This window comes from Streptomyces sp. G7(2002) (assembly GCF_028870195.1).
GTDB classification, from domain to species: Bacteria; Actinomycetota; Actinomycetes; order Streptomycetales; family Streptomycetaceae; genus Streptomyces; species Streptomyces nigrescens.
On sequence record NZ_CP102609.1, the window covers coordinates 8,655,636 to 8,679,828 of the forward strand.

Below are 24,193 nucleotides of genomic sequence, written 5' to 3' on the forward strand. Positions count from 1 at the left end.
GACGACGGGCACGGCACCGGGCGGGGCCGGCCGCCGGTGGGGCGAAGATCACAGCCCGGCGCGCAAGCCGCCGCCGGGCAGGCTGAGTACGGTGTCCGAGTGCCGATAAACCAGAACGTGTTCTCGTCTGTCGCGGCCTGGCGGCGCCGGGCCGTATCGCGCGTCGTCCACCGCGGCGCGCGCTGGGTGCGCGAGGCCGCGGCCGTGACGGCCGAGCGGCCGGGACCGTACCGCTTCCGCCGGATCGGCACCGGCACCCGGCTCGCCTTCCCGCAGGGCACGGTCTTCGGCGACCCGTGGATCGAGCTCGGGGAGCACTGCATCATCGCCCAGGACGTGACGATGACGGCGGGCATGATGCCGGACCTCGATCTCGGCCCGGAGCCGATCCTGACGCTGGGAAACGGTGTGGTGCTGGGCCGCGGAAGCCATGTGATCGCGGATGTCCGGCTGACGATCGGCGATGACTGCTTCTTCGGCCCCGGCGTCTATGTCACCACCACCAACCACAGCTATGACGACCCCGAGGTGCCGGTCGGCAAGCAGTGGCCGCGCAGCGACCCGGTCGCCATCGGCCCCGGCGGCTGGATCGGGACCGGCGCGGTGATCCTGCCCGGGGCGCGGCTGGGCCGGAACGTGGTGGTCGCGGCCGGTGCCGTGGTCCGCGGTGAGGTCCCCGACCACGCGGTGGTCGCCGGCGCGCCCGCCAGGATCGTCCGCCGCTGGGACCCCCGGCAGGGCTGGCAGCCGCCGCTGCGCACACCGGCGCCGGTGCCGATCCCCGAGGGCGTCACCCCGGAGCAGCTGGTCGCGCTGGAGGCATGGCAGGCGGAGGAGGCCGGGGAGGCGTACGAGACGTCCTGAGCCGGTGTCAGGTGCGTCGTACCTGCTGCCGGCCCGCCGCGGTCAGCCGCCGGAGGCGAGCAGGGCCGAGCCGACCAGTGCAAGGGAGGCCCCGGCCGTCTGGATCGCCCGCAGCCGCTCCTTGAGGATGCCGAGTGCGGCGAGCGAGGTGACGACGGGGTAGAGGGACGCGAGCACCGCCGCCATGGTGACCGGCCCGCTCTGGGCGGCGAGGGCGTAGGTGCCGTTCGCGGCGACATCGGCGATACCGACGAAGCCGAGTGCGGGCAGCGCGTCCCGGAGGGCCGGGAGTCCGCCCTCGGGCAGTGCCGGAGTGCCGCGCCGCACCGATGCGTACAGCGCGGCGCCGCCGACGGCGACATTGCACAGCCGCTGGACGAACAGGGCGAGAAAGAGCCCGGTCACGGTCGTCGACGCTTCCGAGATCAGCGCCATCACCGCGCCGAAGCCCAGCGCCGAGATCAGTGTCAGCACGATCGTCCGGCGGGCCACGGAGGCGCCGCTGATCCGCGGGCCGCCGGCCAGCACGACGCCGATCACGGCCACCAGCATGCCGGTGACCTGCATCAGCCCCGGCCGTTCGCCCGCCACGATCCCGACGCCGAGCGGTACGAGCACGGTGCCGAACGAGGCGAGCGGGGAGACCACGCCCATCGGGCCGAGCGCCAGGGCGCGGTAGAAGCAGAGCATGGCGGTGGGTCCCACGACGCCCGCTCCGACCGCGAACCACAGCTGCGGTCCGGCCTCCCGCCAGCCACCGGTGGCCAGCACGATGGCGCCCAGCACCACGGCGGCCAGGGTCTGCGAGACGACCACCACGGTCAGCGCCTGCAGCCGTCGGGTGAGCAGTCCCCCGCCGAAGTCGGCGAGCCCCCACAGAAGGCTGGTGGCCAGGGCGAAGACCGCTGTCATGGTGAAACCTCGCAGTACAGTGAACCGGACGCTGAAGTACACCACACCGTAGTGCAGCAGAGTGCACTGGGGAATCGAATATATTGGCCTCGACTTGGACGGACCGTGACGGACCTCGACCAGCTCACGCAGTCGCTCGCCCGCAACCTCAAGCACTGGCGCGCCGAGCGCGGCTTCACCCTCGATGCCCTGGCGGCCCGCGCCGGCGTCAGCCGCGGCATGATCATCCAGATCGAGCAGGCCCGTACGAACCCGAGCGTGGGGACCACTGTCAAGATCGCCGACGCGCTGGGCGTCAGCATCACCACGCTCCTCGACTACGAGCAGGGCCCGCAGGTACGCATCGTGGCCCCGGAGGAGGCGGTCCGGCTCTGGTCCACCGACGCCGGCAGCTTCACCACACTCCTCGTGGGCGCCGAGGCGCCCGGACCGTACGAACTGTGGGACTGGCGGCTGATGCCCGGCGACAACAGCAGCTCCGATCCGCACCCGCCCGGGACCGTCGAACTCCTGCATGTCCGGGCCGGCACGCTGACGCTGGTCGTCGACGGCGAGGAGCACGAGGTACCCGCCGGCGCCTCGGCGACCTTCGAGGCCAAGGTCGCGCACGGCTACCGCAACGACGGTGCGGAACCGGTCGAGATGACCATGTCGGTGATCATCCCGCCCGTCCGCTGAGACGGCCCGCCGCCCGGGCGGTCGCGACTGTTAGCTTGGCGGGTATGCCCGTGCCGATGGATGCTTTTGACGATGTCCGGCCCGCCGTCGAGTGCCTGGACCTGCTGCCCGAGCCCGTGGTCGCCGCGATCCGTGACTGGCGCGGATCGGTGCCCGTCGAGGAGCTGCGCCATGTCGACACGGACCCGGCGATCGCGGACACCGCACTGCTCGTCGAGCGCTACGGCCCCTGGCTCCTGGAGCAGTCGGCGAACTGCGTGGTGGTGGCCGGCAAGCGCGGCGGCGAGACCACCCTGGCCGCCTGTGTCGTCCTCTCGCACACCCGCGTCGATGTCAACGGGGTGGTACGTCGCCAACTGGGCGCTCGCAAGGCGTCGTTCGCACCGATGGACAAGGCGGTCGGCGACAGCGGGATGGAGTACGGCGGGATCACCCCGATCGGCCTGCCCGCCGACTGGCCGCTACTGGTGGACGCCGCAGTCGTCGACACCCCGTACGCCCTGATCGGCAGCGGCAGCCGCCGCGGCAAACTCATCGTCCCCGGCAAGGCCCTGGCCGAACTGCCGGGCGCGACGGTGCTGGACGGGCTGGGCATCGCCTAGCTGAATACGTCACCCGTGACGGCCGGGCCCTCATCGGAACCGTCCGGCGCATCGGAATCATCCGGGACATCGGAATCATCCAGTGCATCGGGGGGGGAATCATCCGGCGGGGGTTCTGGCGTTCGCGGACTACAGCTCTATTGGTCGGCTGCTCTCCCACAGTGCCGTCACATGGCCGGCGAACCGGTCGTACAGCCCGTCGTCCTCGAGTCGGCGGAGGTGGAGCATGGGGGACTCGTCGCCGAGCAACGAGGCGATGTGCGGAGTCACAAGCATCTGATCATCGAACTGAAAGACGGACAGCGCGATGTGCTGATCGCTGAATCGCGCTTCGACCCCACGGCACTCGCCCATCTTCTCCAGTGCATCCAGCGTGATCTTGATGCGCGTGCTGACCGTGAGGGGAACGCCCTCCACTTCTTCCCGCTTGCGTGTGACGTCCGACTCCGGGTCGCCGACGAGGAAGCGGATCCGGGCACCGGCATCGGCCTTGGCCTTCAGTCGCGCGCCCAGGCGGGGGTGCTGCTGCCACAGGAAGTAGTTCGTATAGCCGGCGAACGCCAGATTCTGGGATGCACCATCGATGAGCGACGCCCACAGCGACGTGGGGGCGGCGCTGCGGAAAGGGTAGGCCGCGATGATCTCGCGGTCGTGCCCCGTTTTGACGTGAGAACGCACCGACTTGGGCCACAGAGTCATGGGGTCCACTCCTAGCGCGCGGCCGGCGTCCTCCTGAGTGGATTCACGGGGAGCCCGGTCAGGGTTGCTCAGCCATCGTTCTACGGTCTTGTGTTCAACCCCGACCATACGTGCTAGCTGCCGGGGCCTCACACCGGCACTCGCCATAGCGTCTCGCAGCGCAGTATTCAAGATTCCTCCCCGGGACGTTTGGGCCACTCAGGACGATAGGGCCGAAGAGGCCGCTCCGTCCCGGCTATGGGCGTACCAACGTCCCCTGTGGCGGCGTTTATTGGAGACATGAACGAACCGAGAGGGATTCAGACGCCCCCGGTGCAGCTGACGGAGCCGTACGGAGACCTGCCCACGCCGGATCCGAACTGCCCCGACTGCACAGCGTGGGTGAAGGTGCGGGACGAGGCGCGCGAACGCCAGGACTACGCGGCGGCTGCGATCGCATCAACGGAGCTGCTACTCCACAACCGGAAAGAGGCGTCCCGGCGGGAGCAAGCGACGTCGCCGGGCGACCGCCCATGAACGTCCGTCCCAGGTTCGCTTTGGTCGGCATCCCCCTGGGCGGGCCGTAATGAAGAGAAGAGCCGTCTCCGGCCGAATGCCTGGACAGCGATCACGGTCGGAGACGGCAGGCGTACGACACAACTCGAAGAGAGGCCGCACGTGTTAACGGTAAGCGATCTGATCAGCCCGGCAGCGTTCCTGAGCGTCGTCGGGACCGTGCAGGACGCCAATCCCGGCATGGACGGGGGCATGGCACAGCGCATCGCAAGCGAGGGACTCAAGTTCGTCGTTGCCTGCGCCAAGATGCCTGACGTCGCCCTGGCTCCCTCCCGCGTCGTTGACGAAGGGTGGCATGCGCTCATCCTCCACACGAAGGTGTACGAGGAGCTGTGCGCGTCGCTGGGCGACTTCGTCCATCACTACCCCGGCTACGACCCGGACAACTACGACCCGCTGATCTTGGTGCGTACGCAGGACGCCATCCGTATTGCCGGGTACGACGTCGATGAGGAGCTGTGGGGTGCCCCGACGGGTGATCAGCTCATCGCGGTCTCAGTGAAGTGTCAGCACTCGGCGTCGGACACCGGCCCCATCAAGCCCATGCCGGCGCCCCGGCCGCCGTTCAGGGACAAGCCGTAACGGACGTCTGCCACACTCGGTGCGTCGATTGGAGGTCCCATGGCTGAGTTGATCAATAGCCGGTACGCCGCCCTGGTGGCTGCCTACCGCGAGGCTCAGAAAGAGGATCCGGAGGAGACGGCCCCTGTGCGGGGCTTCGTCTTTCCCGACGCTGAGTCCCGCAAGGCCGAGTAACGCAACACCCCCGAAGCCCCGTTCGCGAGCCCCGTGGACGGGGCCTTCTCATGCCTGCGCACCCCCAAGGTCCCGGCCGCTGGAGATTGCCGCCCGAGCGATCCTGGAGAGCGTCAGGGACCGTTGAGCGTCGACGACCAGCCACCCCTTGGTCACGAGGGAGGAGAGATGCGGTCGGACTTCGTCGCCCAGTTCCTCGGCCAGGTCGTCATCCGTGGGGGAATCGCCGGCCCGGAGCCGGTCAGCGATGTCGTGGACGAGGGCCTCTTCCTCGGCCGTGATGTTGAATTCCATGGAGTGACAGTAAGGAAGAAGGCCAGGTGATGCACTCAGCCCGCTGCTCAGCCCAACCGAGGTATTTCGATCGCCGGGCAGCGATCCATCACCATGTCGAGACCGGAGTCGTGCACCCGGTTCCAGGCCGCCTCGTTGACGACGCCCAGCTGGAACCAGACGGCCTTTGCGCCGACCGACACGGCCTCGTCGGCTACCGGGCCCGCCAGGTCGCTGTTGACGAAGACGTCGACCACATCGACGGGGAAGGGGATCGCGGAGAGCGAGGGGTACCCCTGCTCGCCATGGACGCTCTCGGCCTTCGGGTGCACCGGCACGATCCGCTTGCCGTAGCGCTGCAGCACCTCCGCGACGCCGTGTGCCGCGCGCTGCTCGTTGTTGGACAGGCCCACGACGGCCCAGGTGTCGCCGAGCTCGGTCAGGATCCTGCGGATCGTGCTGGGGTCGCCGTACACGCACTGCCTCCTGCGGATGGAAGGGTCCTGTGCCGCTCAACGGATGGCGTGACCGGGAGATTCCCGTCGCGGGAGACGACATTGCCGCGGGGCGCGTGGCAGCCGGTCCGGGGCGTGCGGCAGCTGTTCCGCGTCGCACGGCAGACGCCCCGCCCGAAGGGGAAGACGGGCGGGGCGGGTCTCTGCGCGGCGGCTCAGTTCGCGCCGCGGGCCATTCCGCTGCCGGCCATTCCGGCCCCGACCACGGTGCTGCCCTTCGCGGCGCGGGCCGGCTTGCCGATCGCCCGTCCGCTGCCGACGGGCTCGGCCCCGCCGGCTCCGGTCCCCGGACGCGGCGCCACGGGCGCGGCCGGTTCCCGCGCCTCCGACCCGGACACCCCGGCCAGCGCCGCGCGCAACTCCTCGGTGTCCACGAGCATGCTCACGGGTCCGGTCGGGTTGAGGTACAGGGCATGCCCCGGCGGCAGCTGCTCGACGAGTTCGGCGACCGGCCGACGGTCGTACAGCAGCCGGCCCACCGATTCGAGGTAGCTCTGCGAGGTGTAGACCGGGATCACCGGGGTGCCCTCGGGCGAGGCGGCCGCCAGCGGCGTACCGGTCGCGGTGACCAGGACGGAGACCTCCGCGCGCGCCAGCGCCTCGGAGACGTCCTGCCCCGGCCCGTAGCCGGTCGCGGCGAGCTGCAGTGCGCAGTCCACCGCATCCGTCGGCTCGGACCAGTCCAGCATCTGGGGCGAGGGCCGGTACTCCGGGTTGTCCCGCCACTCCTCGATCTCGCCCGTCGGACCCGAGCGCCACTGGCCGATCAGCGCCCAGAGCGGTGGCGGCCCCTCTCCCTGCCAGGTCAGATCCACCATGGCCAGCCAGTGGTCGGGCGCCGTGCGTGCCGCCTCGATGACCTCCGGCGGGGGCTCGGGCATCTCCTCGCCCGTCACGGGAACGCCCGCCGTCATCGCCGACTGTGTGCTCTCTTCCATGCAGCCCTCCGCAAACCCGCCGTTCCTACATGTACGAGCGGGGCCCCGGAAACACGAGGCTCTCGCACTGGCCTCACAGTGCCCACGGGCAGCGCGGACGTCTCCCCGACGCACCGTGCGGACGGGGTGGGTACGCCGCGTGGCCGTGCGCACTGCGCCCGTACGGCGGACCCCCGCGCCCTTACGGCGGACACCTCAGCGCGGCGCGGGCCAGCGGCACCGGCGGTGTCCGCGGGTCACCGGGCCGCATAGGCTGGTCCGATGCAGGAGCAGTACCGCACGCTCGCGCGCGAGGGTGTCCACGAGATCGAGATCAACAAGTCCCGCTTCCTCTGTGCGCTGGCGCCCGTCGCGACCGAGGCCGAGGCCCAGGACTTCATCGCGCGCATCCGCAAGGAGCACCCCACTGCCCGCCACCACTGCTTCGCCTACGTCCTGGGCGCCGACGGCGGTATCCAGAAGGCGAGCGACGACGGTGAGCCGGGCGGCACCGCGGGCGTCCCGATGCTGCAGATGCTGGTGCGCCGCGAGGTCCGCTACGTCGTCGCCGTCGTCACCCGCTACTTCGGCGGGGTCAAGCTTGGTGCCGGCGGCCTCATCCGCGCGTATGGAGGCGTCGTCGGTGAGGCGCTGGACGTGCTGGGCACGGTCACCCGGCAGCGCTTCCGGCTGGTGACGGTCACCGTCGACCACCAGCGGGCGGGCCGGGTGGAGAACGATCTGCGCACCACGGGGCGGGCGGTGCGTGAGGTGACGTACGGGGCGGACGTACGCATCGAGATCGGGCTGCCGGAGGCCGATCTGGACGCCTTTCGCGCCTGGCTCGCGGACACCACCGCCGGCACGGCGCGGCTGGAGCTCGGCGGCGAGGCGTACGGGGAACTCTGACCGGCCGGCCCTGGCGCGGCCCCCGCCTACGCCCGCTAGGTGCCGGGTGGGCTGACGTGGGCCCCATCGGGGCGTCCGCGACGGGCTGTGGAGGGCGCGCCGACCGCACTGGAATGTCCGGTCCGGACCGGTGCGGCGATGCCCCGGTCATGTCAGCCTGTGACGCGGTGACAACGGGCCGCTGACCGGTGTGTGTGCCGGCAAGGGAAGGGCTGCCGTATGCCTGAACTCCTCGATGAGCGGGTGGGATTCGTCCGGCGCATCGGCTTGTTCCAGGCCACCGCCATCAACATGAGCCAGATGTGTGGCATCGGTCCCTTCGTGACCATTCCGCTGATGGTCGCCGCGTTCGGCGGGCCGCAGGCCGTGACCGGCTTCCTCGCGGGCGCGGTCCTGGCGCTCGCCGACGGGCTGATCTGGGCCGAGTTGGGTGCGTCGCTGCCCGGTGCCGGCGGCAGTTATGTCTATCTGCGGCAGGCGTTCCAGTACCGCACCGGCAAGCTGATGCCGTTTCTGTTCGTCTGGACGGCCATGCTCTTCATCCCGCTCGGTATGTCCACGGGCGTGATCGGCTTTGTGCAGTACCTCGGTTATCTGTGGCCGGACATGACCTCGGGGCAGGGGGATCTGGTAGGCATCGGCGTCACCGTGGGCATCGTCGTGCTGCTGTGGCGGCGGGTGGAGAACATCGCCAAGCTCACCGTCGTCCTCTGGACGGTGATGATCACCTCGGTCCTGCTGGTCATCGTCGCCGCTTTCACCCATTTCAGCCCGGAGCGCGCCTTCACCTACCCCGCGCACGCCTTCGAGCTGACGTCCAGTCACTTCTGGACCGGCTTCGCGGCCGGACTGACGATCGGCATCTACGACTACCTGGGCTACAACACCATCGCCTACATGGGCGCCGAGATCAGACAGCCCGGCCGCACCATTCCGCGTGCCATCCTCTTCGCGATCCTCGGCATCATGACGATCTATCTGCTGCTGCAGATCGGCACCCTGGGCATCGTCAACTGGCAGGAGATGCTCGACCCGCATTCGACGGCCTCCTCGTCCGTCGCCTCCGCCGTGCTGGAGAGGGCCTGGGGCAAGGGCGCCGCCGGCACCGTCACGGTGCTCATTCTCATCACCGCCGTCGCCTCCGTCTTCACCGGCCTCCTCGGCGGATCCCGGGTCCCCTACGACGCCGCCCGTGAGCGGGTCTTCTTCCGCCCGTACGGCACGCTCCACCCGCGTCACCGGTTCCCCGTACTGGGCCTGCTCACCATGGGGACCGTGATGGCCGCGGGCTTCCTCTTCGGACGGCACACCGACCTGGCCACCATCATCCAGCTGCTGACCACCGTCATGGTGATCGTGCAGGCACTGGCCCAGGTCGCGGCGGTGACCGTGCTGCGCCGCCGGCAGCCGGGACTGCACCGGCCGTACCGGATGTGGCTCTATCCGCTGCCGAGCGTCGTCGCGCTCATCGGCTGGCTGGTGATCTACGGCTATGCGGACCGGAACGCGCCCGGCAGACATCCCATCGAATGGTCGCTGGCGTGGGTCGGGTCGGGCGTCGTGGCCTTTCTGGTGTGGGCCCGTTACGAGAAGGAGTGGCCGTTCGGGCCGAAGCGGATCACGGAGGAGTATCTGCACGGCTCCGATCCGGACACCGGAGGGCGGGCCGGGGGAGAGGGGCGGGAGAAGGGAGCCGGGGGGACGGCGGTCGGGGTCACCGACCCCGGCTGATGCCCGCATGTCGCCGGTGTGGCGCATCCTTGCGTCGTACCTGAGCTGTTGATGTCCCCACCACCAGCTTCGGGGCACGCACCCGCCTCCCCCCACTGCTTCACCCCTACGGCCGCTCGATTGCTTGCCGACCCGTCCGCCGTCGGCCCGCTCGGGTGCTACTCGCCGGCGATCGCCGCCAGCATGTCCGTACGGGCGGCCCGGCGGGCCGGCCATATCGCGGCCAGCACTGCCGCGAGGGTGATACCGGCCAGCGACAGACCGATGATTCCGGCGGGGAGCGAGAAGTCCCCCAACCGCTGCCCGAACATGGCGTGTTGCATGACGGCGCCCGCGGGGACACCGACGATCACCCCGAGCAGCGCACCGAAGAGAGAGATCACGATGCTCTCCACCCTGATGGTCCGGCGGACCAGGAGCCGGGTCGCGCCCACCGCGCGGATCACTCCGATCTCACGGGTGCGCTCCATGACCGAGAGCACCAAGGTGTTGACGACACCGGACACAGCGATCAGGATCGCGACGCCGAACATCGCGTACATCAGGGTGAAGGCCAGTGACTGCTGGTCAACGCCCTGTTCGGCCAAGGTCTCACGACTGCCGACGGAGACGTCCGGGCGGTCACGGAAGGCCGCCCGTATGCTGTCGCGCGCCGTTTCCGGGTCGGGGCCGGAGGCGTACAGCGTGGTGATCTGCTTCCGCAGCGAGCCGGGTGCCTTGCTGACGTCCAGGAAGATGCTGGCCTGCAGTTCGGTGGCGTCGTAGATCCCCACCACGGACTGGGTGACGGAGGTCCTGGCATCCAGATGCAGTGTGATCCTGTCGTTCATGCCCAGGTCCAGCATGTCCGCCTGGTTCTGTGAGATGACCACGCCGCGTCGCAAGTCGGGGCTCCCGGCGGTGAGGTGAGGGGTGAGCACGCCCTTCAGGCCCGACGGCTCGATCGCGGAGATCCGGCGCTCGGTCCTGCCGCCCTTGTAGGCCAGGCCGACCAGCACATCGCGGCTTCCGGCCACCTGGGTGACCCCGGGCAGCCTCCTGACCTTGTCCGCCTCAGCGGGGGTGAGCGAGGACTCGCCACCGGCCGCGGACTGCAGGACCGTGGTCGTGGGCGGCACATTCGCCCGGGTCGTCGAGGCGATCAGCGCGGAGAAGGAAGCGCTGAGGGTGGCGAACGCGCAGACCAGAGCCAGCCCGACGGTGAGGGCGGTCGCCGTTCCGGAGGTCCGTCGTGGGTCGCTCGCGGCGTTGCGCAGACCGAGACGGACCGCTGGTCCCGACCGCGCCCCGAGAAGGCGCATCAGCGGCCGGAGCAGCGCCTCGGCGAAGAAGGGCGCGAGCACGATCATGCCGATGACGCCGAGGACCGCTCCCATGAGCCCGACGATCCGCCCGAGGTTGGAGGTACCGGGGTCCGCCGTCATGGCGACCATCACGACGCCGGTGACGATGCAGCCGAGACCGGTGAAGTGGCGTGTCCGCTTTGTCTCGCGGGGGACGGTCTCGGCGGTGCGGAGCGCGGCGACCGGCGGGACGGCCGCGGCCCGCCGCGCGGAGCGGTACGCGGCCACGACGGTCACCAGCAGAGCGACCCCGTATCCGAGCAGGACGGCGAACGGGCTGACGGTGAGGTCGACGTCGTCCTCCGGGCGCATCACCGCGATCATCGAGGGGCCCAGCGCCACACCGGCGAGTGTGCCGAGGGTGCCGCCGGCCAGTCCGAGCACACCGGCCTCGACGACGATCCCGGCCCGGACCTGTCCCTTGCGTGCACCGACGGCCCTCAGCAGCGCGAACTGCCGGGTCCGCCGGCTCACCAGCAGGGTGAAGGTGTTGGCGATGACGAACATGCCTACCAGGAGCGCGACCGCCGCGAAGGGCAGCATCGTCATCCGGAGGTCCTGTGCCTCGGAGTCCGACTGCTGAACGGCAGCCTGGGCCAGTGCACTGCCCGTCTCGACGTGGTACTCGTCGGATACGCCCTTCTGCGCGGCGGCCTTGAGGGCGCCCGGGCTCGCACCGGAGGCGGGGATCAGCTCGATGCGGTGGAAGCGCGGGCCGAGCAACTTCGTGGCGGTCGCCGTGTCGTAGGCCACCACCGGCACCGCGTCGGACGCCTCGTTCGTGTCCGTCGTGGCCCTGGGACCCAGACGGTGGTAGGTGAACAGCGCCGTCACCCTGGCCGTGTCGGAGCGCCCGTCGGACAGCAGCACCTGTGCGGTATCGCCCACCGCGATGCCGGCGGAGTCGGCATCGGCCTTGTGGAGCGCGACCTGGCCCGGACCGGTGGGTGCCGTGCCCGCCTCCACGGTGAAGCGCTTGTCGCTGCTCCAGTTCGTGCCGGCCCGGTCCAGGACCGTGGTCGTCCTGACGAACTTGTGGCCACGGCCGATCAGCCCGGCGCGGCCGACGATCACACCCTCGGCGCGCCCGACCCCGGGCGTCCGGGCCAGCCGGTCCCGGTCCGCGGACGTGAGCAGCGATTCCTTCCCGGGGCTCTGCACCGAGACACCTACGTCGTGACGGGTTTCCTGGCCCGCGAGGGTGGTGGCGATGGAGTCGCTCACCACCCAGCTTCCGACCGTCGCCGTCACACCGAGCGCGATGGCGATGAGCGTCATCACCACCCGGCCCTTGTGCGCGAGCAGGTCGCGCAGCATTGCCTTCAGCATCAGGCGGCTGCCTTCTCGAAGGACTTCATGCACTCCAGCACGCTGCCGGCGTCCGGCGCCCGCAGTTCGCCCACGAGATGGCCGTCCTTGAGGAAAAGCACCCGGTCCGCGTAGGCGGCGGCAGTCGGCTCATGGGTCACCATCACCACCGTCCGGCCGAGAGCGTCGACGCTGCGGCGCAGAAAACCGAGCAGTTCCGCGGAGGCGGAGGAATCCAGTGCGCCGGTCGGCTCGTCGGCGAACACCACCTCCGGCCGGGTGACCAGCGCCCGGGCGCAGGCCACGCGCTGCTGCTGGCCGCCGGACAGCTGGCTGGGACGGTGGTGCAGCCGGCTCTGCAGATTCAGCGCTGCGATGACCTTCCGCACCGTGTCCTGGTCGTGCCTGCGACCGGCCAGATCGAAGGGGAGCGTGATGTTTTCGAGGGCGGTGAGCGTAGGGAGAAGGTTGAAAGCCTGGAAGACGAAACCCACACGGTCACGGCGCAGATGGGTGAGCGCGGTGTCGCGCAGACCGGTCAACTCGGTGTCCCCGATCCATACCGTGCCCTCGTCGGCCTGGTCGAGCCCCGCGACGCAGTGCATCAGCGTCGATTTGCCGGAGCCGGACGGCCCCATGATCGCGGTGAACTCACCGCGCCGGAACTCCACATCGACGCCCGCGAGCGCGACCACTCGGGAGTCGCCCGATCCGTAGCGTTTGACGAGCCCGGTGGCCCGGACGGCAGCTGTTGTCTGTGTCATGGAGGGAAGTGTGTGAGCGCGAACCACCCCCGGACGTCTCCCAAAAGGCAAGAAATATCCCTGACTTAAGTGGAGACCGCTCTCAACTTTCGTCGGAGCCACGGCAGACGAACGGCAGAAGCCGGGCCGACCGTGACCGACTAGGCTCGAATCGTGACACAACGTAGGGAAAGAGCGCTTCATCAGCGCCTGCGACGCTCAATGGACCGCTGGGGACTCGCCTTGCTGTCCGCCGCGGTCGGGGCGAGTGCCTTCCTGCCGCACGATGCCCGCCCGGTCCCCTATGTGCTCGCCGAGTTGGGCATGATGCCTCTGGCCGGCCATGTGCTGTCAGCGGTGATCGCGGTGGTGTCCGCGACCGCCGTCCTGATGCTCCCGCGCCGGCGGTGGCCGGTGATCACCGTCGGAGTGGTGGCCTGGATACTGCTGTCGGCCTGGGCACCGCTGGGCGTCGGGTCGTACGTGGCGGCCCTCACCGCGCGCAGACAGCGGAATCTCGTCGGGTACCTCGTCGGTGCCGGCGCCGTCGCCCTGCTGCCGACGGCCACGGGCGTGGCCATCGGGGTGCCGGGCCCGACCCGGGAAGAACTGCTTCCGTCGCTCGGCGGTGCGGTGCTGTTCGTCTGGCTCCCCGCGGCCCTGGGCCTGTGGAGCAGGGCCCGCCGCGAAGTGATCGACGGCATCGAGGAGCGCGCCGCACAACGTGAGAGGGAGCAAACCGCCCGCGCCGAGCAGGCGCGCGCACAGGAACGGGCCCGTATCGCCCGGGACATGCACGACGTCGTCGCGCACCGGGTGTCGCTCATGGTGCTGCACGCGGGGGCGCTGGAGGTCAACGCCAAGGACGAGGAGACCGCCGCCGCGGCGGAGCTCATCCGCACCACGGGCAGAGAAGCGCTCACGCAGCTCAGAGAAGTCATCGGGGTGCTCAAGAGCGCGAATGACGGCGACGGGCCCAGTCTCGGACCGCAGCCGACCCTGGTGGATCTCGATCGGTTGCTCGACCAGTCGCGCGCCGCGGGAGTCTCCGTGGAGCGGCACGACGAGGGCACCCCGCAACGGCTGCCGACCCTGCTGGAACATGCCGCGTACCGCGTCGTGCAGGAGGCCCTCACCAATGTCCACAAGCATGCCGGTGCGGCCCACGCCGACGTCGTCGTGCGCTACCTCGCAGCGGATCTGGAAGTCGTCGTGTCCAACACGGCCCCGAGCGCTCCCGCGGAGTCACTGCCGGGCAGCGGCACGGGACTCGTAGGCCTGCGTGAACGGGTCGAACTGCTCGACGGGGAATTCGAGGCCCAGCCGCGCCACGGCGGCGGATTCACCGTATCGGCCCGCTTTCCCCTGTCCCTGCCCGCCCTGGAGGAACGCGCGTGATCCGAGTCCTGTTGGTCGACGACGAGGCATTGGTCCGGGCCGGCCTGCGCATGATCCTGGAACCGGCCGAGGGCATCGAGGTGGTGGCCGAGGCGAGCGACGGCAGCGCGGCGATCACCGCGGCCGCCCAACACCGCCCCGACGTCGTACTGATGGACGTCAGGATGGCGGGCATGGACGGGCTGACCGCCCTCAAGGAGCTGCGGCGTGCGGGCGACGCCCCCAAGGTGATCATGCTGACGACCTTCGACCTCGATGACTATGTGCACACCGCCCTGCGCAACGGCGCGTCCGGTTTCCTCCTCAAGGACACCTCCCCGAGGGACCTGGCCGGTGCCGTCCGTACGGTCGCCGAGGGCAGCGCCATGCTGACGCCGAAGGTCACCAAACGGCTGATCGACACCTTCGCGGGACTGGCGTCGGAGGGCGCCACCGAGGCGCGTCAGCGGCTCTCGGTGCTGACCGACCGGGAGGGCGAGGTGGTCCGGGCCGTGGCCCGAGGACTGTCCAACGCCGAGATCGCACGCGAACTGGCCATGGGCGAAGGCACGGTGAAGGCCCATGTCAGCCGCGCGCTCGCCAAACTGGGCCTTTCCAACCGGGTCCAGATGGCGCTGCTGGTCCGTGACGCGGGCATGGCGTAGCCGTGGTGCCGGGGTCGCGGAAGCGTCGGAGGAGTGAGGGCACGCCCTCTCCGCGACACGGACCGGAGCTGTCGTCCACGGACATCCGCCCCGGCCACGGATGCAAGAATGAGGCCCGCAAGGGACGGGGTGCGGACAGCGCCCACCGTGGTGGGGGCCGGCCGCCGGACCGCGTCGGGTCGGTGCTGGTTCGTGGGTTCTCGGAGGGGAAATATGCAGGTCGGAGCGGCTGGGTGAGACTTCTGCACACCTCCGACTGGCATCTGGGACGGTCCTTTCACCGGGTGAATCTGCTCTCCGCCCAGCGCGCGTTCCTCGATCATCTCGTCGAGACGGTGCGTGCCCGGGAGATCGACGCGGTGCTGGTCGCGGGCGATGTCTATGACCGTGCCGTGCCGCCGCTCGCCGCCGTCGAGCTGTTCGACGACGCCCTCCACCGACTCGCCGGTCTCGGTGTCCCGACCGTGATGATCTCCGGCAACCATGACTCGGCCCGCCGGCTGGGCGTCGGCTCCGGCCTGATGGAGCGGGCCGGCATCCACCTCCGGACCGACCCCGCCGACTGCGGTACCCCCGTGCTGCTCGCCGACGCCCATGGCCCGGTGGCGCTCTACGGGCTGCCGTATCTCGAACCCGCCATGGTCCGCGAGACCCTAGGGGCCCGGCGCGCCGACCATGCGGAGGTGCTCGGCGCGGCCATGGACCGGGTACGGGCCGACCTCGCCGGACGGCCCGCGGGGACGCGCTCCGTGGTGCTGGCGCATGCCTTTGTCACCGGCGGCGCGATCAGCGACAGCGAGCGCGATATCACCGTCGGCGGGGTCGCCTCGGTGCCCGTGGCCGTGTTCGACGGGGTGGACTATGCCGCTCTCGGGCATCTGCACGGCTGCCAGACCCTCACCGAGCGGGTCCGCTACTCCGGATCTCCGCTCGCCTACTCCTTCTCCGAGGCCGATCACCGCAAGTCGTCCTGGATCATCGATCTCGACGCGGACGGCGCCGTGCACGCGGAGCGGGTGGACTGCCCGGTGCCGCGGCCGCTGGCCCGTATCCGCGGACGGCTGGAACAGCTGCTGGAAGACCCCGAACAGGCCCGGCACGAGGACTCCTGGGTCGAGGCGACCCTCACCGACACCGCCCGCCCGCACGAGCCCATGGCCCGGCTGGTCAAGCGCTTCCCGCACCTCGTCAGCCTGGTCTTCGACCCCGATGAGGGGCCCACCCGCTCGCTGGCGTCGTACGCGCAGCGGCTGCGCGGGCGCAGCGACCAGGAGATCGCCGAGGACTTCGTGGAACACGTACGGTCCGGTCGCGCGGCCGACGAGCAGGAGCGGGCCGAACTGCGCTCGGCGATCGACGAGGTCCGCGTCGACGACATGGCGGCCGAGGTGGCGCGTTGAGACTGCACCGGCTCTCCCTGACCGCCTTCGGGCCGTTCGGCGGCACCCAGACCATCGACTTCGACCGGCTGACGCGGGACGGTCTCTTTCTGCTGCACGGTCCGACGGGCGCGGGCAAGACCTCGGTGCTGGACGCGGTGTGCTTTGCGCTGTACGGGTCGGTCCCCGGGGCGCGGCAGAGCGGCCAGGCGCTGCGCAGCGATCTGGCGGACCCGCTGACCCTCACCGAGGTGGTCCTCGAACTGACCGTGGGCGAACGGCGGTTGGAGATCACCCGGCTGCCCGAGCAGCCGCGCCCCAAGAAGCGGGGCAGCGGCACCACGAAGGAGAAGGCGCAGAGCAGGCTGCGGGAGTTCGTACCGGCCGGGGCCGGGGCCGGGGGACCGGCGGACGGCGACGGGCCGGACAGCGACGGTCGCTGGAAGGCGCTGAGCCGCTCGCATCAGGAGATCGGTGAGGAGATCGGCCAACTGCTCGGGATGAGCAAGGAGCAGTTCTGCCAGGTCGTCCTGCTGCCGCAGGGCGACTTCGCCCGCTTTCTGCGGGCCGATGCCGAGGCGCGCTCCCGGCTGCTGGGGCGGCTCTTCGACACCCGGCGGTTCGCCGCGCTCGAAGAGCAGTTGACCGCACGCCGCAAGGCCGCCGCGGACACCGTCACCGCCGGCGACGAACGGCTGCTGGCGCTGGCGCACCGGATGGCGCAGGCGGCCGGTGAGAGCGCCGATCTCAGCGATCCGTCGGTCCCGGCGCCGGACCGGGCCGGGACGACGCCGCAGGGCGCACCGGCCCGCGGACGTGCCGCCGCGGCCGGCGGGCGCGGCCGGGCGACGGCGACGGTCACGAAACGGGCGACCGTGCCGGGCCAGGCCGGGGCCGTGGAGTCCGGCGGACCGGCCGTATCGGCCCGTGGCGGCGTCGCGGAGGACCCGGCCGCACCGGGCCCCGGCGAGCCGGGATTCGCGGATGCGGTGCTGGTCAGGGCCGCGGTCGCCCGGGTGAGCGCACGGGAGCGACTGGAGGTCGCCCGCTCCGCGCTGCACGCCGCCGAGGCCGCGGAGCACACGGCGGCCGGGCGAGGGGAAGCGGCCCGTGAGCGTGCCCGGCTCCAGCAGCGGTACACCGACGCCCGGCGCCGGGCCACCCTGCTAGAGACCCACGCCGAGGAGCGCGAGCGCACCCGCGACAGGCTGGAGCGGGCCCGGGCGGCCGCGGAGGTCGCGCCCGCGCTCGCCCTGCGCGACGCCGCCTGGCGTGAGCTGGACGCCGCGCAGCGCGCCGAGCGGCAGCACAGAAGCCCGCTGCCGCCGGACCTCGTCGACACGGAGAGCGAGCAACTCGCCTCGCTGGAAAGGGAGTTGCGGGAAGACCTGGGATCGCTCGGTGCGGCCCGGCGGGCCGAGCGGCGGGCCGCCGACATCGGCCGGGAGCGAACCGTCCTCGACCGCGAGGCGCGTGCCGACGAGCAGACGCTGCTGGACGCCGCCGAGTGGCTCGCCGAATGGGACGGCGCCCAGCGCGCCCACCAGCAGCGCATCGAGACGGCGCAGGAGGCCGCCACCCGGGCCGAACAGCTCGGCGCCCGGATCGAACCGGCCGCCGAACGCTGGGAAGCGGCCCGTCGCCGCGACCGGCTCAGCGGTGAGGTGCAGTCGGCGGAAACGGAGTTGCTCGCCGCCAGGGAGCGGTCAGCGGCAGCCCACGAGCACTGGCTCGACCTCAAGGACAGGCGGCTGCGCGGGATCGCCGCCGAGCTCGCGGACGGACTCCGTGACGGCCGGGCCTGCGCGGTGTGCGGCGCGACGGAGCACCCGCATCCGGCCCGGGCCGGTGCGGGCCATGTCGACCGGGCGACCGAGGAGGCCGCACTGGCGGCACACCGGCAGGCCGAGGAGGCCCGCGGGCAGGCGGAGGCCCACTGCCAGTCGGCCAAGGAGGCGCTGGCCGCCGCGGCCGCCACGGCGGGGGACACCCCGGCCGGTGAACTCGCCGCGCAGGTGGAGGAGTTGCGCGCCGAGTACGCCCGCGCCCATGCGCGGGGGGCCGACCTCCATGCCGCCCGTGAGGCGCTCGGGCGCGCCGAGCGCGAATACGAGCGGCGCCGCGCCGAGCAGCAGCAGGCCGAGCGCCGGGCCGCTGCCCGTACCTCCCACCGGGAGGCACTGGACCGCGAACGGGCCGCCCTGGAAGAGGAGCTGACCCGGGCGCGCGCCGACTGCGCCAGCGTCGCCGACCGGGCCGCGCGGCTGGAGCGGCAGGTGGCCCTGCTCGCAGCGGCGGCGGAGGCGTCCCGTACGGCCAACTCCTGTGCCCAGCGGCTCAAGGAGGCCGACGCCGGGCTGTCCGACGCCGCCTACCGCGCCGGATTCGCCACCCCGCAGGCCGCCGCGGAGGCGCTGCTACGGGACGAGGAATGGCGGGCCCTGCAGCGGCGGCTCGATGAATGGCAGGCCGAATCCGCCGCGGTGGAGGCCGAGTTGGCCGATCCCGAAACTGCGGCCGCGGCGGCGCTGCCGCCCGCCGACCCGGCCGCCGCACAGGCCGCGCACCAGGCCGCGGCAGCGCGGCTGCGCACCGCCTCGGCCACCCATGCCGCGGCCCGGGAACGCTGCGCCGAGCTCGACCGGCTCTCCGCCCGCGCCGAGGCCGACGCCCGTGCGCTGGCACCGCTGCGCGCCGCCCACGACCGCATCGCCCGCCTCGCCGCACTCGCCTCCGGTACGTCCAGCGAGAACGAGCGGCGGATGCGCCTGGAGTCATACGTGCTCGCCGCCCGGCTCGAACAGGTCGCGGCCGCCGCCAGTGCCCGGCTGCACCGGATGTCCGCCGGCCGCTACACCCTCGTGCACTCCGACGAACGGGCCGGCGGCGCCCGGCGTTCCGGCCTGGGGCTGCATGTCATCGACGCCTGGACCGGCCATGAGCGGGACACCTCCAGCCTCTCCGGCGGCGAGACCTTCTTCGCCTCGCTCGCGCTGGCGCTCGGCCTCGCCGATGTCGTCACCGACGAGGCGGGCGGCACGCGACTGGACACCCTCTTCATCGACGAGGGCTTCGGCAGCCTGGACGAACAGACCCTGGACGAGGTACTGGACGTCCTGGACTCGCTGCGCGAACGGGACCGCAGCGTCGGCATCGTCAGCCATGTCGCCGACCTCAAGGCGCGGATCCCCGCCCAGCTGGAGGTCGTCAAGGACCGCTCGGGCTCGACCGTCTGGCACCGCGTACGGAGCTGAACCCGCCGGACGGGGCCGTCACGGGCCGCCGGTCATGCGCCGCCGGTCACCGGCTGACCGGTCACCGGCTCACCGGGCGGCGGGCGAGCGGCGAGGAGTAGACGACGCCGGTGGTCACCGCGCCTAGCGCACCGATCCGCCCGCACACCTCTTCCAGGTGCTTCATGGACCGGGCGGCGTCCTTGAGGACAAAGGGGACAAGGCAGTCGTCGCCCGTGACGTGGTGGGCCTCCAGGATCTCCGGCACGGCGCGCGCCGGCTCGGCATGGCCCATGCGGCCGTGGCGCCGCAGGACGTCGAGGATGCGCCAGTCGGTGGCGTCGGGGGGGGGAAGAGCAGGTCATCTGCGCTGTTCAGCAGTGGAATCACCGGCAGATCAAGGCGGATGCCGGTGATCTTCCCTGCTGGGGCCCATGCCGCCACGTACTTCGCCGCCCGGCTCGCCGTCCTCGCCGACATCGGGCTTCGCGGCGGATGAGCCGGGTGAGCGTGCAGGGGCGCGGCCGAAGTCGGTGGTCAACCAGCGTTCGATGGACACATCAGGGAACGCGTGGGGCTGGAAGGCTCCCGCCACCGGGGAGATGTCGGTGATCCGGTCGAGACGGAAGGTGCGCCAGTCGTCCCGGTCGACATCGAACGCCACGAGGTACCAGTGGCCGGCGCGCAGGAAGTGGCGGTACGGCTCGACCAGGCGGGTTGACGGCCGGCCGTGCTGGTCGGTGTAGCGGAACCGGAGCCTGCCGTCCTCGGCCACCGCGTCGGCGATCACGCCGACGGTTGCTGCCGCGACCACGGCGCCGGGCTGCTGCAGCACCTCCGTCGCGAGGTCGGTCGCGGCTGCGCGGCGGCGCAGCGGGCGGGGCAGGACCTGGTCGAGCTTGAGCAAGGCGCTCGATGCGACCGCGTCCTCGGGGAGCCAGGCGCGGATCAGATGCAGCCCGGCCACCAGTGCGGTGATCTCGTCGGCGGTGAACAGCAACGGTGGGACCTTGACCCCGGGCCTCAGCCGATAGGCGCTGCCCGGTCCCGGACGGGCCTCGACCGTGTAACCGAGCCGGCGTAGCCGCTGGGCGTCGCGTCGTACGGTGCGGACGCTGGTGCCGAGCCGTTCGGCCAGGTCGGCGGCCGTCCACTCGCCCCCCGACTGCAGCAGGGTCAGCAAGGTCAAGGTCCTGATCGTCGGGTCGAGATCCATGCCGTCAGCCTTCCAGGAGAGGAGGACAGGTTCAGGCCGCCTTGGCTCCTAGCCTGCGGACGAGGCACCGATGAGAGGAAGAAACCGTGCAGATCGCTGTCACCACCCCGACCGGCAATGTCGGCCGGCATGTCGTCGCCACACTGGTCCGCGCCGGGGTCCGGCCGCGCGTCCTGCTGCGCGACCCCGGCCGGCTGGCCCCCGACGTCCGGGATGAGGTGGATGCCGTGCCGGTCGACCAATATGATGCCGACGCCGTGGTGGCGGCCACCGAAGATGTTGACGCACTGTTCTGGGTGGACCCGGTCACCGGCAGTGCGGATCCCCTCGCCGATTACGCCCGTGCCACCGGCAGCGTGGTCCGCGCCGTCACCGAGAACCGGATCGGCCGGGTCGTTTTCCAGAGCAGCGTCGGCGCCGAGAAACGTCACGGTGCCGGTGAGATCGACGGCCTGGCACACACCGAGACCGCTCTGGATGACCTGGGCGTCGACGTCACCCACCTCCGCTGCGGCTACTTCTTCACCAATCTCGAACTTCAAGTTGATGCCCTGCGCGCCGGCACCCTCCAGGTGATCCTTCCGCTCGACCACCCCATGGCCTGGGTGGCGCCCCGCGACATCGCTGAGGTCGCCGCCACCCGTCTGCTGTCGCCCACCTGGTCCGGACGCTGTGTGCAAGCAGTTCATGGGCCCGCCGACCTCACCTGGCGACAGGTCGGCACCATCCTGACCGCTGCCACCGGGCGGCAGATCAGCGTGGAACAGATCACCGACGACGCCATGCGCACCCAGCTCCACCAGGTGGGCATGACCGACAGCATGGTCGAGGGCCTGCTCGGAATGTCGACCGGCCTGCGCGAGAACTTCGTGCCCGAACAGCGCCGCACCGTCCGGACCACCACCCCGACCACCCTCGCCGCCTGGGCCTACGACCATCTCCGGCACCGGATCGTCGAAGCGCCGTAAGTCTTCGGCCCCATGAAAAGCATGTGACGCGTGGTCCGGCGGCCGCGATGCTGGGGTGTCATGACCTACGACAACAGCCGCTCCGCCGAAGGTCCCCGGCCCGCCCCGGGGGCCGACGTACCGGGCCGCGACCCGCTGCCGCTTCTCGGCCGTACCGCCCTGGTCACCGGAGCGAGCCGACGCCGTGGCATCGGTTACGCCGTCGCCCGGCGGCTGGCCGCCTACGGGGCCGGTGTCTACCTGCACCATCATGTGCCGCACGACGCCGGGCAGCCGTGGGGCGCGGACCCGGGCGGTCCGGACGCGGTCGCCGACGGGGTACGGGAAGTCGCCGTTCCCGGCGCGGTGGTGGCCCACGGCCCGGCCGATCTGGCCCGTCCCGACGCCCCCGCCCGCCTCCTCGACACCGCCGCCGAGGCGCTCGGCGGCCGGCTGGACATCCTCGTCGCCAACCATGCCCTCAGCGGCAGCGACGGCAGTCTGGACGCCATCGACGCGGCGATGCTCGATGCCCATTGGGCGGTCGACGCCCGCTCGGTGATCCTCCTCGCTCAGGCCTACGCCCGCCGCCGCCCCGCGGGGCTGCCGGGCGGGCGGATCGTGATGATGACTTCCGGCCAGGACCTCGGCGGCGGGATGCCGGAGGAGATCGCCTACGGTCTGGCCAAGGGAGCGCTGGCCTCGGCGACGCGCAGTCTCGCCACCACGTTCGCCGATCTCGGGGTCACCGTGAACACCGTCAACCCGGGCCCCGTGGACACCGGTTACGCGGTCGGCGAGCTCCGTGAGCGGGTGGCCGGGTGCTTCCCCGGCGGGCAGTGGGGCGCGCCCGACGACCCGGCCCGCCTGATCGCCTGGCTGGCAACCGACGAGGCGGCCTGGATCACCGGTCAAGTCATCAACTCAGAGGGAGGCTTCCGGCGTTGACTCCGGCCACGGCCGAGGACTCACCGGTCTGACCTGTCCGGGTAGTCTCCCCGGCCTCACCCGTCCAGGTAGTCTCCCCGGCCTCACCCGTCCGGGAAGTCTCCCCGGCCTCACCCGTCCGGGAAGTCTCCCAGGCCCCATCCATCCCACTGGTCTCATAGGCGCGCAGACCCTCGCGCTCTCCGACGAACCGGAAGCCGGTCCGCTCCAGAACCCGCTGTGACGGCACGTTCTCCGGCTCGGTCAGGGCGCACACCGTCCGTACCTCGGGCTGAGCCGTGGCCCAGCCGGTCAGCAGCCGCGCCGCGTCGGTCGCCCAGCCGGCGCCGCGCGCGGAGGGGGAGAGGTCGTAACCGATCTCCACGGAACCGTCGGCGTCCGGCGGGCCGTGGAAGCCGATGCTGCCCAGCGCCGTACCGGTCGTGGTGTCGGTCAGCACGAAGACGCCCCAGCCGGGCCGGTAGTGGCCGGCCGCCGCGGCCCGTACGGCGATACCGGCGCCGCCGGACGTGGTCTCGGGCGGTGTGCCGTCGATCCAGTCGAACCCCGCGGGATCTCCGTCCGCGACCCGGGCGGCGGTGGCCGGCAGCAGGGCGCGCAGCGCCACCCGGCCGGCCGTGAGCGTCAGCGGGTAGCCGGCGCCCGCGGTGACCAGCGCCTCGAACAGCGGCCGGTGGTCGGTTCCGGCGGGCAGGCCGCTGACCTGGCCGTCGCCGACCTCCACCACCCGCCAGACGCCGTCGGTGCGCAGCGCAAGATCCGTGGTGACGAAACGCAGCCCCAACTCCCGTACGGCAGGCGCCACATGGTCAAGGACGGGAGTGGGTCGCAGCTCCGGTGTGTCGGGATGCGGGCCGATCAGCACCGGCTCACCGTCCACCCACCAGACCCGCGCCTCACCCACCGCCGCGAAGTCCTCGAAGGCCCGCAGCACCACACCGCCGGTCAGGAACTCCTCCTGGAGGGCGAGGAAACGGGCGACGACCGCAGACAGCCGCTCGGTGTCCTGGGCGTCCGGCACGTAGGCCGCCTCGTCCCACTCGTGCTTACGGGACTTGACCCAGTCCTTGACGACCAGCGGCCGGCGCCTGCCCGGCTCGCCGAGCCCCGCGGCCAGCCGGGCCAGTGCCGCCCGCTCCGGGGGCCTGCCCGGGGCGCAGGGCAGCCAGGCGCTGCGCGGGGTGAGCGCGCGGAAGGTGTCGTACCAGCCGGGGAGTTCATGGGCGGTGCGATACGCCTCGGGGGAGGTCAGCAGCCGGCAGCCGCGCGCGGTGAGCGCCGCGGCCAGCGCGGCACAGCGGTCGGCGGGCAGCATCCAGCCGCGGTACCAGACCGGCCCGGCCTCGCGCGGGACCCCTGACACCGCCCCTTCGGCGTCCCCGGCGAGCAGCGCCTCGTGGTCCAGCACCGCGGTCGCCGCGCCGGCCGACCGCGCGGTGGCGGCCTCGGACGCGAAGTGCGGATCGGCCCGCAGCCTTCGGCCGGGAGGTGCCCCCAGCCGGGGGCGCAGCGGGGCAGCGGGGAACAGAAGGAGCGGCCGGTCCGCCGCGAGAGCCACCGTCATGTCAGCGGACCCTACGGACGGCGGCGGCCGGCCACAACAGCATTGCGCCGTGGCCGGCC

The 24,193-nt window shown here is 71.5% G+C and carries 23 protein-coding genes; 13 read left to right on the plus strand and 10 right to left on the minus strand.

All coding sequences use genetic code 11. The annotated features are described in order from the left end of the window. The first annotated feature begins 99 nt into the window (after positions 1–99). Positions 100–864 carry an acyltransferase gene (locus tag NUT86_RS37215; RefSeq protein ID WP_159484453.1) on the plus strand — a complete coding sequence of 255 codons (765 nt, stop codon included), beginning with the start codon at positions 100–102 and terminating at the stop codon, positions 862–864. A 42-nt stretch (positions 865–906) separates the two neighbouring features. On the opposite strand, the gene NUT86_RS37220 is transcribed toward NUT86_RS37215, so the two are convergent. Then, positions 907–1,776 (minus strand): DMT family transporter, encoded by an 870-nt coding sequence (locus tag NUT86_RS37220; RefSeq protein WP_266448418.1) that lies wholly within the window; start codon positions 1,774–1,776, stop codon positions 907–909. Positions 1,777–1,881: 105 nt separating this feature from the next. Here NUT86_RS37220 and NUT86_RS37225 point away from each other — a divergent pair, with 105 nt between their 5' ends. Together NUT86_RS37225 and NUT86_RS37230 are read left to right on the plus strand one after the other, a co-directional pair. Then, on the plus strand, positions 1,882–2,454 hold the full coding sequence (locus NUT86_RS37225; protein WP_109895066.1) for a helix-turn-helix domain-containing protein: 573 nt from the start codon (positions 1,882–1,884) through the stop codon (positions 2,452–2,454). 44 nt (positions 2,455–2,498) lie between these two features. Beyond that, entirely contained in the window at positions 2,499–3,056 is a 558-nt protein-coding gene (locus NUT86_RS37230; protein WP_159484447.1) for a YbaK/EbsC family protein, read from the plus strand. 129 nt (positions 3,057–3,185) lie between these two features. Here NUT86_RS37230 and NUT86_RS37235 read toward each other — a convergent pair whose 3' ends face one another. Continuing rightward, the gene (locus NUT86_RS37235; protein ID WP_274739810.1) at positions 3,186–3,755 is read right to left on the minus strand and encodes a hypothetical protein; all 570 of its coding nucleotides are present in this window, start codon (positions 3,753–3,755) and stop codon (positions 3,186–3,188) included. Positions 3,756–4,412: 657 nt separating this feature from the next. Here NUT86_RS37235 and NUT86_RS37240 point away from each other — a divergent pair. Both NUT86_RS37240 and NUT86_RS37245 read left to right on the plus strand, forming a co-directional pair. Continuing rightward, complete coding sequence (locus NUT86_RS37240) at positions 4,413–4,892, plus strand: glycine-rich domain-containing protein (protein WP_274739812.1); 480 nt, start codon at positions 4,413–4,415, stop codon at positions 4,890–4,892. Positions 4,893–4,931: 39 nt separating this feature from the next. Then, positions 4,932–5,066 carry a hypothetical protein gene (locus tag NUT86_RS37245; RefSeq protein WP_018092511.1) on the plus strand — a complete coding sequence of 45 codons (135 nt, stop codon included), beginning with the start codon at positions 4,932–4,934 and terminating at the stop codon, positions 5,064–5,066. Between the two features lie 48 nt (positions 5,067–5,114). Here NUT86_RS37245 and NUT86_RS37250 read toward each other — a convergent pair whose 3' ends face one another. The 3 genes from NUT86_RS37250 to NUT86_RS37260 all read right to left on the minus strand — a co-directional run bounded on the left by NUT86_RS37250 (position 5,115) and on the right by NUT86_RS37260 (position 6,792). Then, positions 5,115–5,360, minus strand: coding sequence for a hypothetical protein (locus tag NUT86_RS37250; protein ID WP_274739815.1), 246 nt, complete (start codon positions 5,358–5,360; stop codon positions 5,115–5,117). Positions 5,361–5,407: 47 nt separating this feature from the next. Next, positions 5,408–5,815 carry a CoA-binding protein gene (locus tag NUT86_RS37255; RefSeq protein WP_109895072.1) on the minus strand — a complete coding sequence of 136 codons (408 nt, stop codon included), beginning with the start codon at positions 5,813–5,815 and terminating at the stop codon, positions 5,408–5,410. 194 nt (positions 5,816–6,009) lie between these two features. Next, positions 6,010–6,792, minus strand: coding sequence for a type VII secretion system-associated protein (locus NUT86_RS37260; protein WP_208679723.1), 783 nt, complete (start codon positions 6,790–6,792; stop codon positions 6,010–6,012). Between the two features lie 261 nt (positions 6,793–7,053). On the opposite strand from NUT86_RS37260, the gene NUT86_RS37265 reads away from it, so the two are divergent. Both NUT86_RS37265 and NUT86_RS37270 read left to right on the plus strand, forming a co-directional pair. After that, a complete protein-coding gene (locus tag NUT86_RS37265) occupies positions 7,054–7,680 on the plus strand; it encodes a YigZ family protein (RefSeq protein WP_093639036.1) in 627 nt (208 codons plus the stop codon). A gap of 219 nt (positions 7,681–7,899) precedes the next feature. Continuing rightward, positions 7,900–9,411 (plus strand): APC family permease, encoded by a 1,512-nt coding sequence (locus NUT86_RS37270; protein ID WP_274739819.1) that lies wholly within the window; start codon positions 7,900–7,902, stop codon positions 9,409–9,411. A gap of 158 nt (positions 9,412–9,569) precedes the next feature. On the opposite strand, the gene NUT86_RS37275 is transcribed toward NUT86_RS37270, so the two are convergent. Together NUT86_RS37275 and NUT86_RS37280 are read right to left on the minus strand one after the other, a co-directional pair. Further along, the gene (locus NUT86_RS37275; RefSeq protein WP_274739821.1) at positions 9,570–12,083 is read right to left on the minus strand and encodes an ABC transporter permease; all 2,514 of its coding nucleotides are present in this window, start codon (positions 12,081–12,083) and stop codon (positions 9,570–9,572) included. Beyond that, positions 12,083–12,826 (minus strand): ABC transporter ATP-binding protein, encoded by a 744-nt coding sequence (locus NUT86_RS37280; RefSeq protein ID WP_274739823.1) that lies wholly within the window; start codon positions 12,824–12,826, stop codon positions 12,083–12,085. Before NUT86_RS37280 ends, NUT86_RS37275 begins: the two co-directional genes overlap by 1 nt. 201 nt (positions 12,827–13,027) lie before the next feature. Here NUT86_RS37280 and NUT86_RS37285 point away from each other — a divergent pair, with 201 nt between their 5' ends. The 4 genes from NUT86_RS37285 (at position 13,028) to NUT86_RS37300 (ending at position 19,480) form a co-directional block, all read left to right on the plus strand. Further along, positions 13,028–14,203 (plus strand): sensor histidine kinase, encoded by a 1,176-nt coding sequence (locus tag NUT86_RS37285; RefSeq protein ID WP_274739824.1) that lies wholly within the window; start codon positions 13,028–13,030, stop codon positions 14,201–14,203. Beyond that, positions 14,200–14,847, plus strand: a complete 648-nt coding sequence (locus NUT86_RS37290) for a response regulator (RefSeq protein ID WP_159484433.1) — start codon at positions 14,200–14,202, stop codon at positions 14,845–14,847. The genes NUT86_RS37285 and NUT86_RS37290 overlap by 4 nt, the downstream gene beginning before the upstream one ends. 233 nt (positions 14,848–15,080) lie before the next feature. Beyond that, a complete protein-coding gene (locus NUT86_RS37295) occupies positions 15,081–16,247 on the plus strand; it encodes an exonuclease SbcCD subunit D (RefSeq protein WP_274739826.1) in 1,167 nt (388 codons plus the stop codon). After that, entirely contained in the window at positions 16,244–19,480 is a 3,237-nt protein-coding gene (locus tag NUT86_RS37300; protein ID WP_274739827.1) for an AAA family ATPase, read from the plus strand. The genes NUT86_RS37295 and NUT86_RS37300 overlap by 4 nt, the downstream gene beginning before the upstream one ends. Before the next feature lie 61 nt (positions 19,481–19,541). On the opposite strand, the gene NUT86_RS37305 is transcribed toward NUT86_RS37300, so the two are convergent. Next, the gene (locus tag NUT86_RS37305) at positions 19,542–19,784 is read right to left on the minus strand and encodes an Lrp/AsnC ligand binding domain-containing protein (RefSeq protein WP_274740738.1); all 243 of its coding nucleotides are present in this window, start codon (positions 19,782–19,784) and stop codon (positions 19,542–19,544) included. A gap of 72 nt (positions 19,785–19,856) precedes the next feature. Next, complete coding sequence (locus NUT86_RS37310; RefSeq protein ID WP_274739829.1) at positions 19,857–20,675, minus strand: helix-turn-helix transcriptional regulator; 819 nt, start codon at positions 20,673–20,675, stop codon at positions 19,857–19,859. Positions 20,676–20,761: 86 nt separating this feature from the next. Here NUT86_RS37310 and NUT86_RS37315 point away from each other — a divergent pair, with 86 nt between their 5' ends. Together NUT86_RS37315 and NUT86_RS37320 are read left to right on the plus strand one after the other, a co-directional pair. Then, positions 20,762–21,643 carry an NmrA family NAD(P)-binding protein gene (locus tag NUT86_RS37315; RefSeq protein WP_274739830.1) on the plus strand — a complete coding sequence of 294 codons (882 nt, stop codon included), beginning with the start codon at positions 20,762–20,764 and terminating at the stop codon, positions 21,641–21,643. A gap of 60 nt (positions 21,644–21,703) precedes the next feature. Then, a complete protein-coding gene (locus NUT86_RS37320) occupies positions 21,704–22,570 on the plus strand; it encodes an SDR family oxidoreductase (protein ID WP_174876296.1) in 867 nt (288 codons plus the stop codon). Here the strand turns inward: NUT86_RS37320 and NUT86_RS40530 are convergent. Further along, a complete protein-coding gene (locus NUT86_RS40530; protein ID WP_342456273.1) occupies positions 22,542–24,134 on the minus strand; it encodes a GNAT family N-acetyltransferase in 1,593 nt (530 codons plus the stop codon). The genes NUT86_RS37320 and NUT86_RS40530 overlap by 29 nt on opposite strands. Between the last annotated feature and the right edge of the window lie 59 nt (positions 24,135–24,193).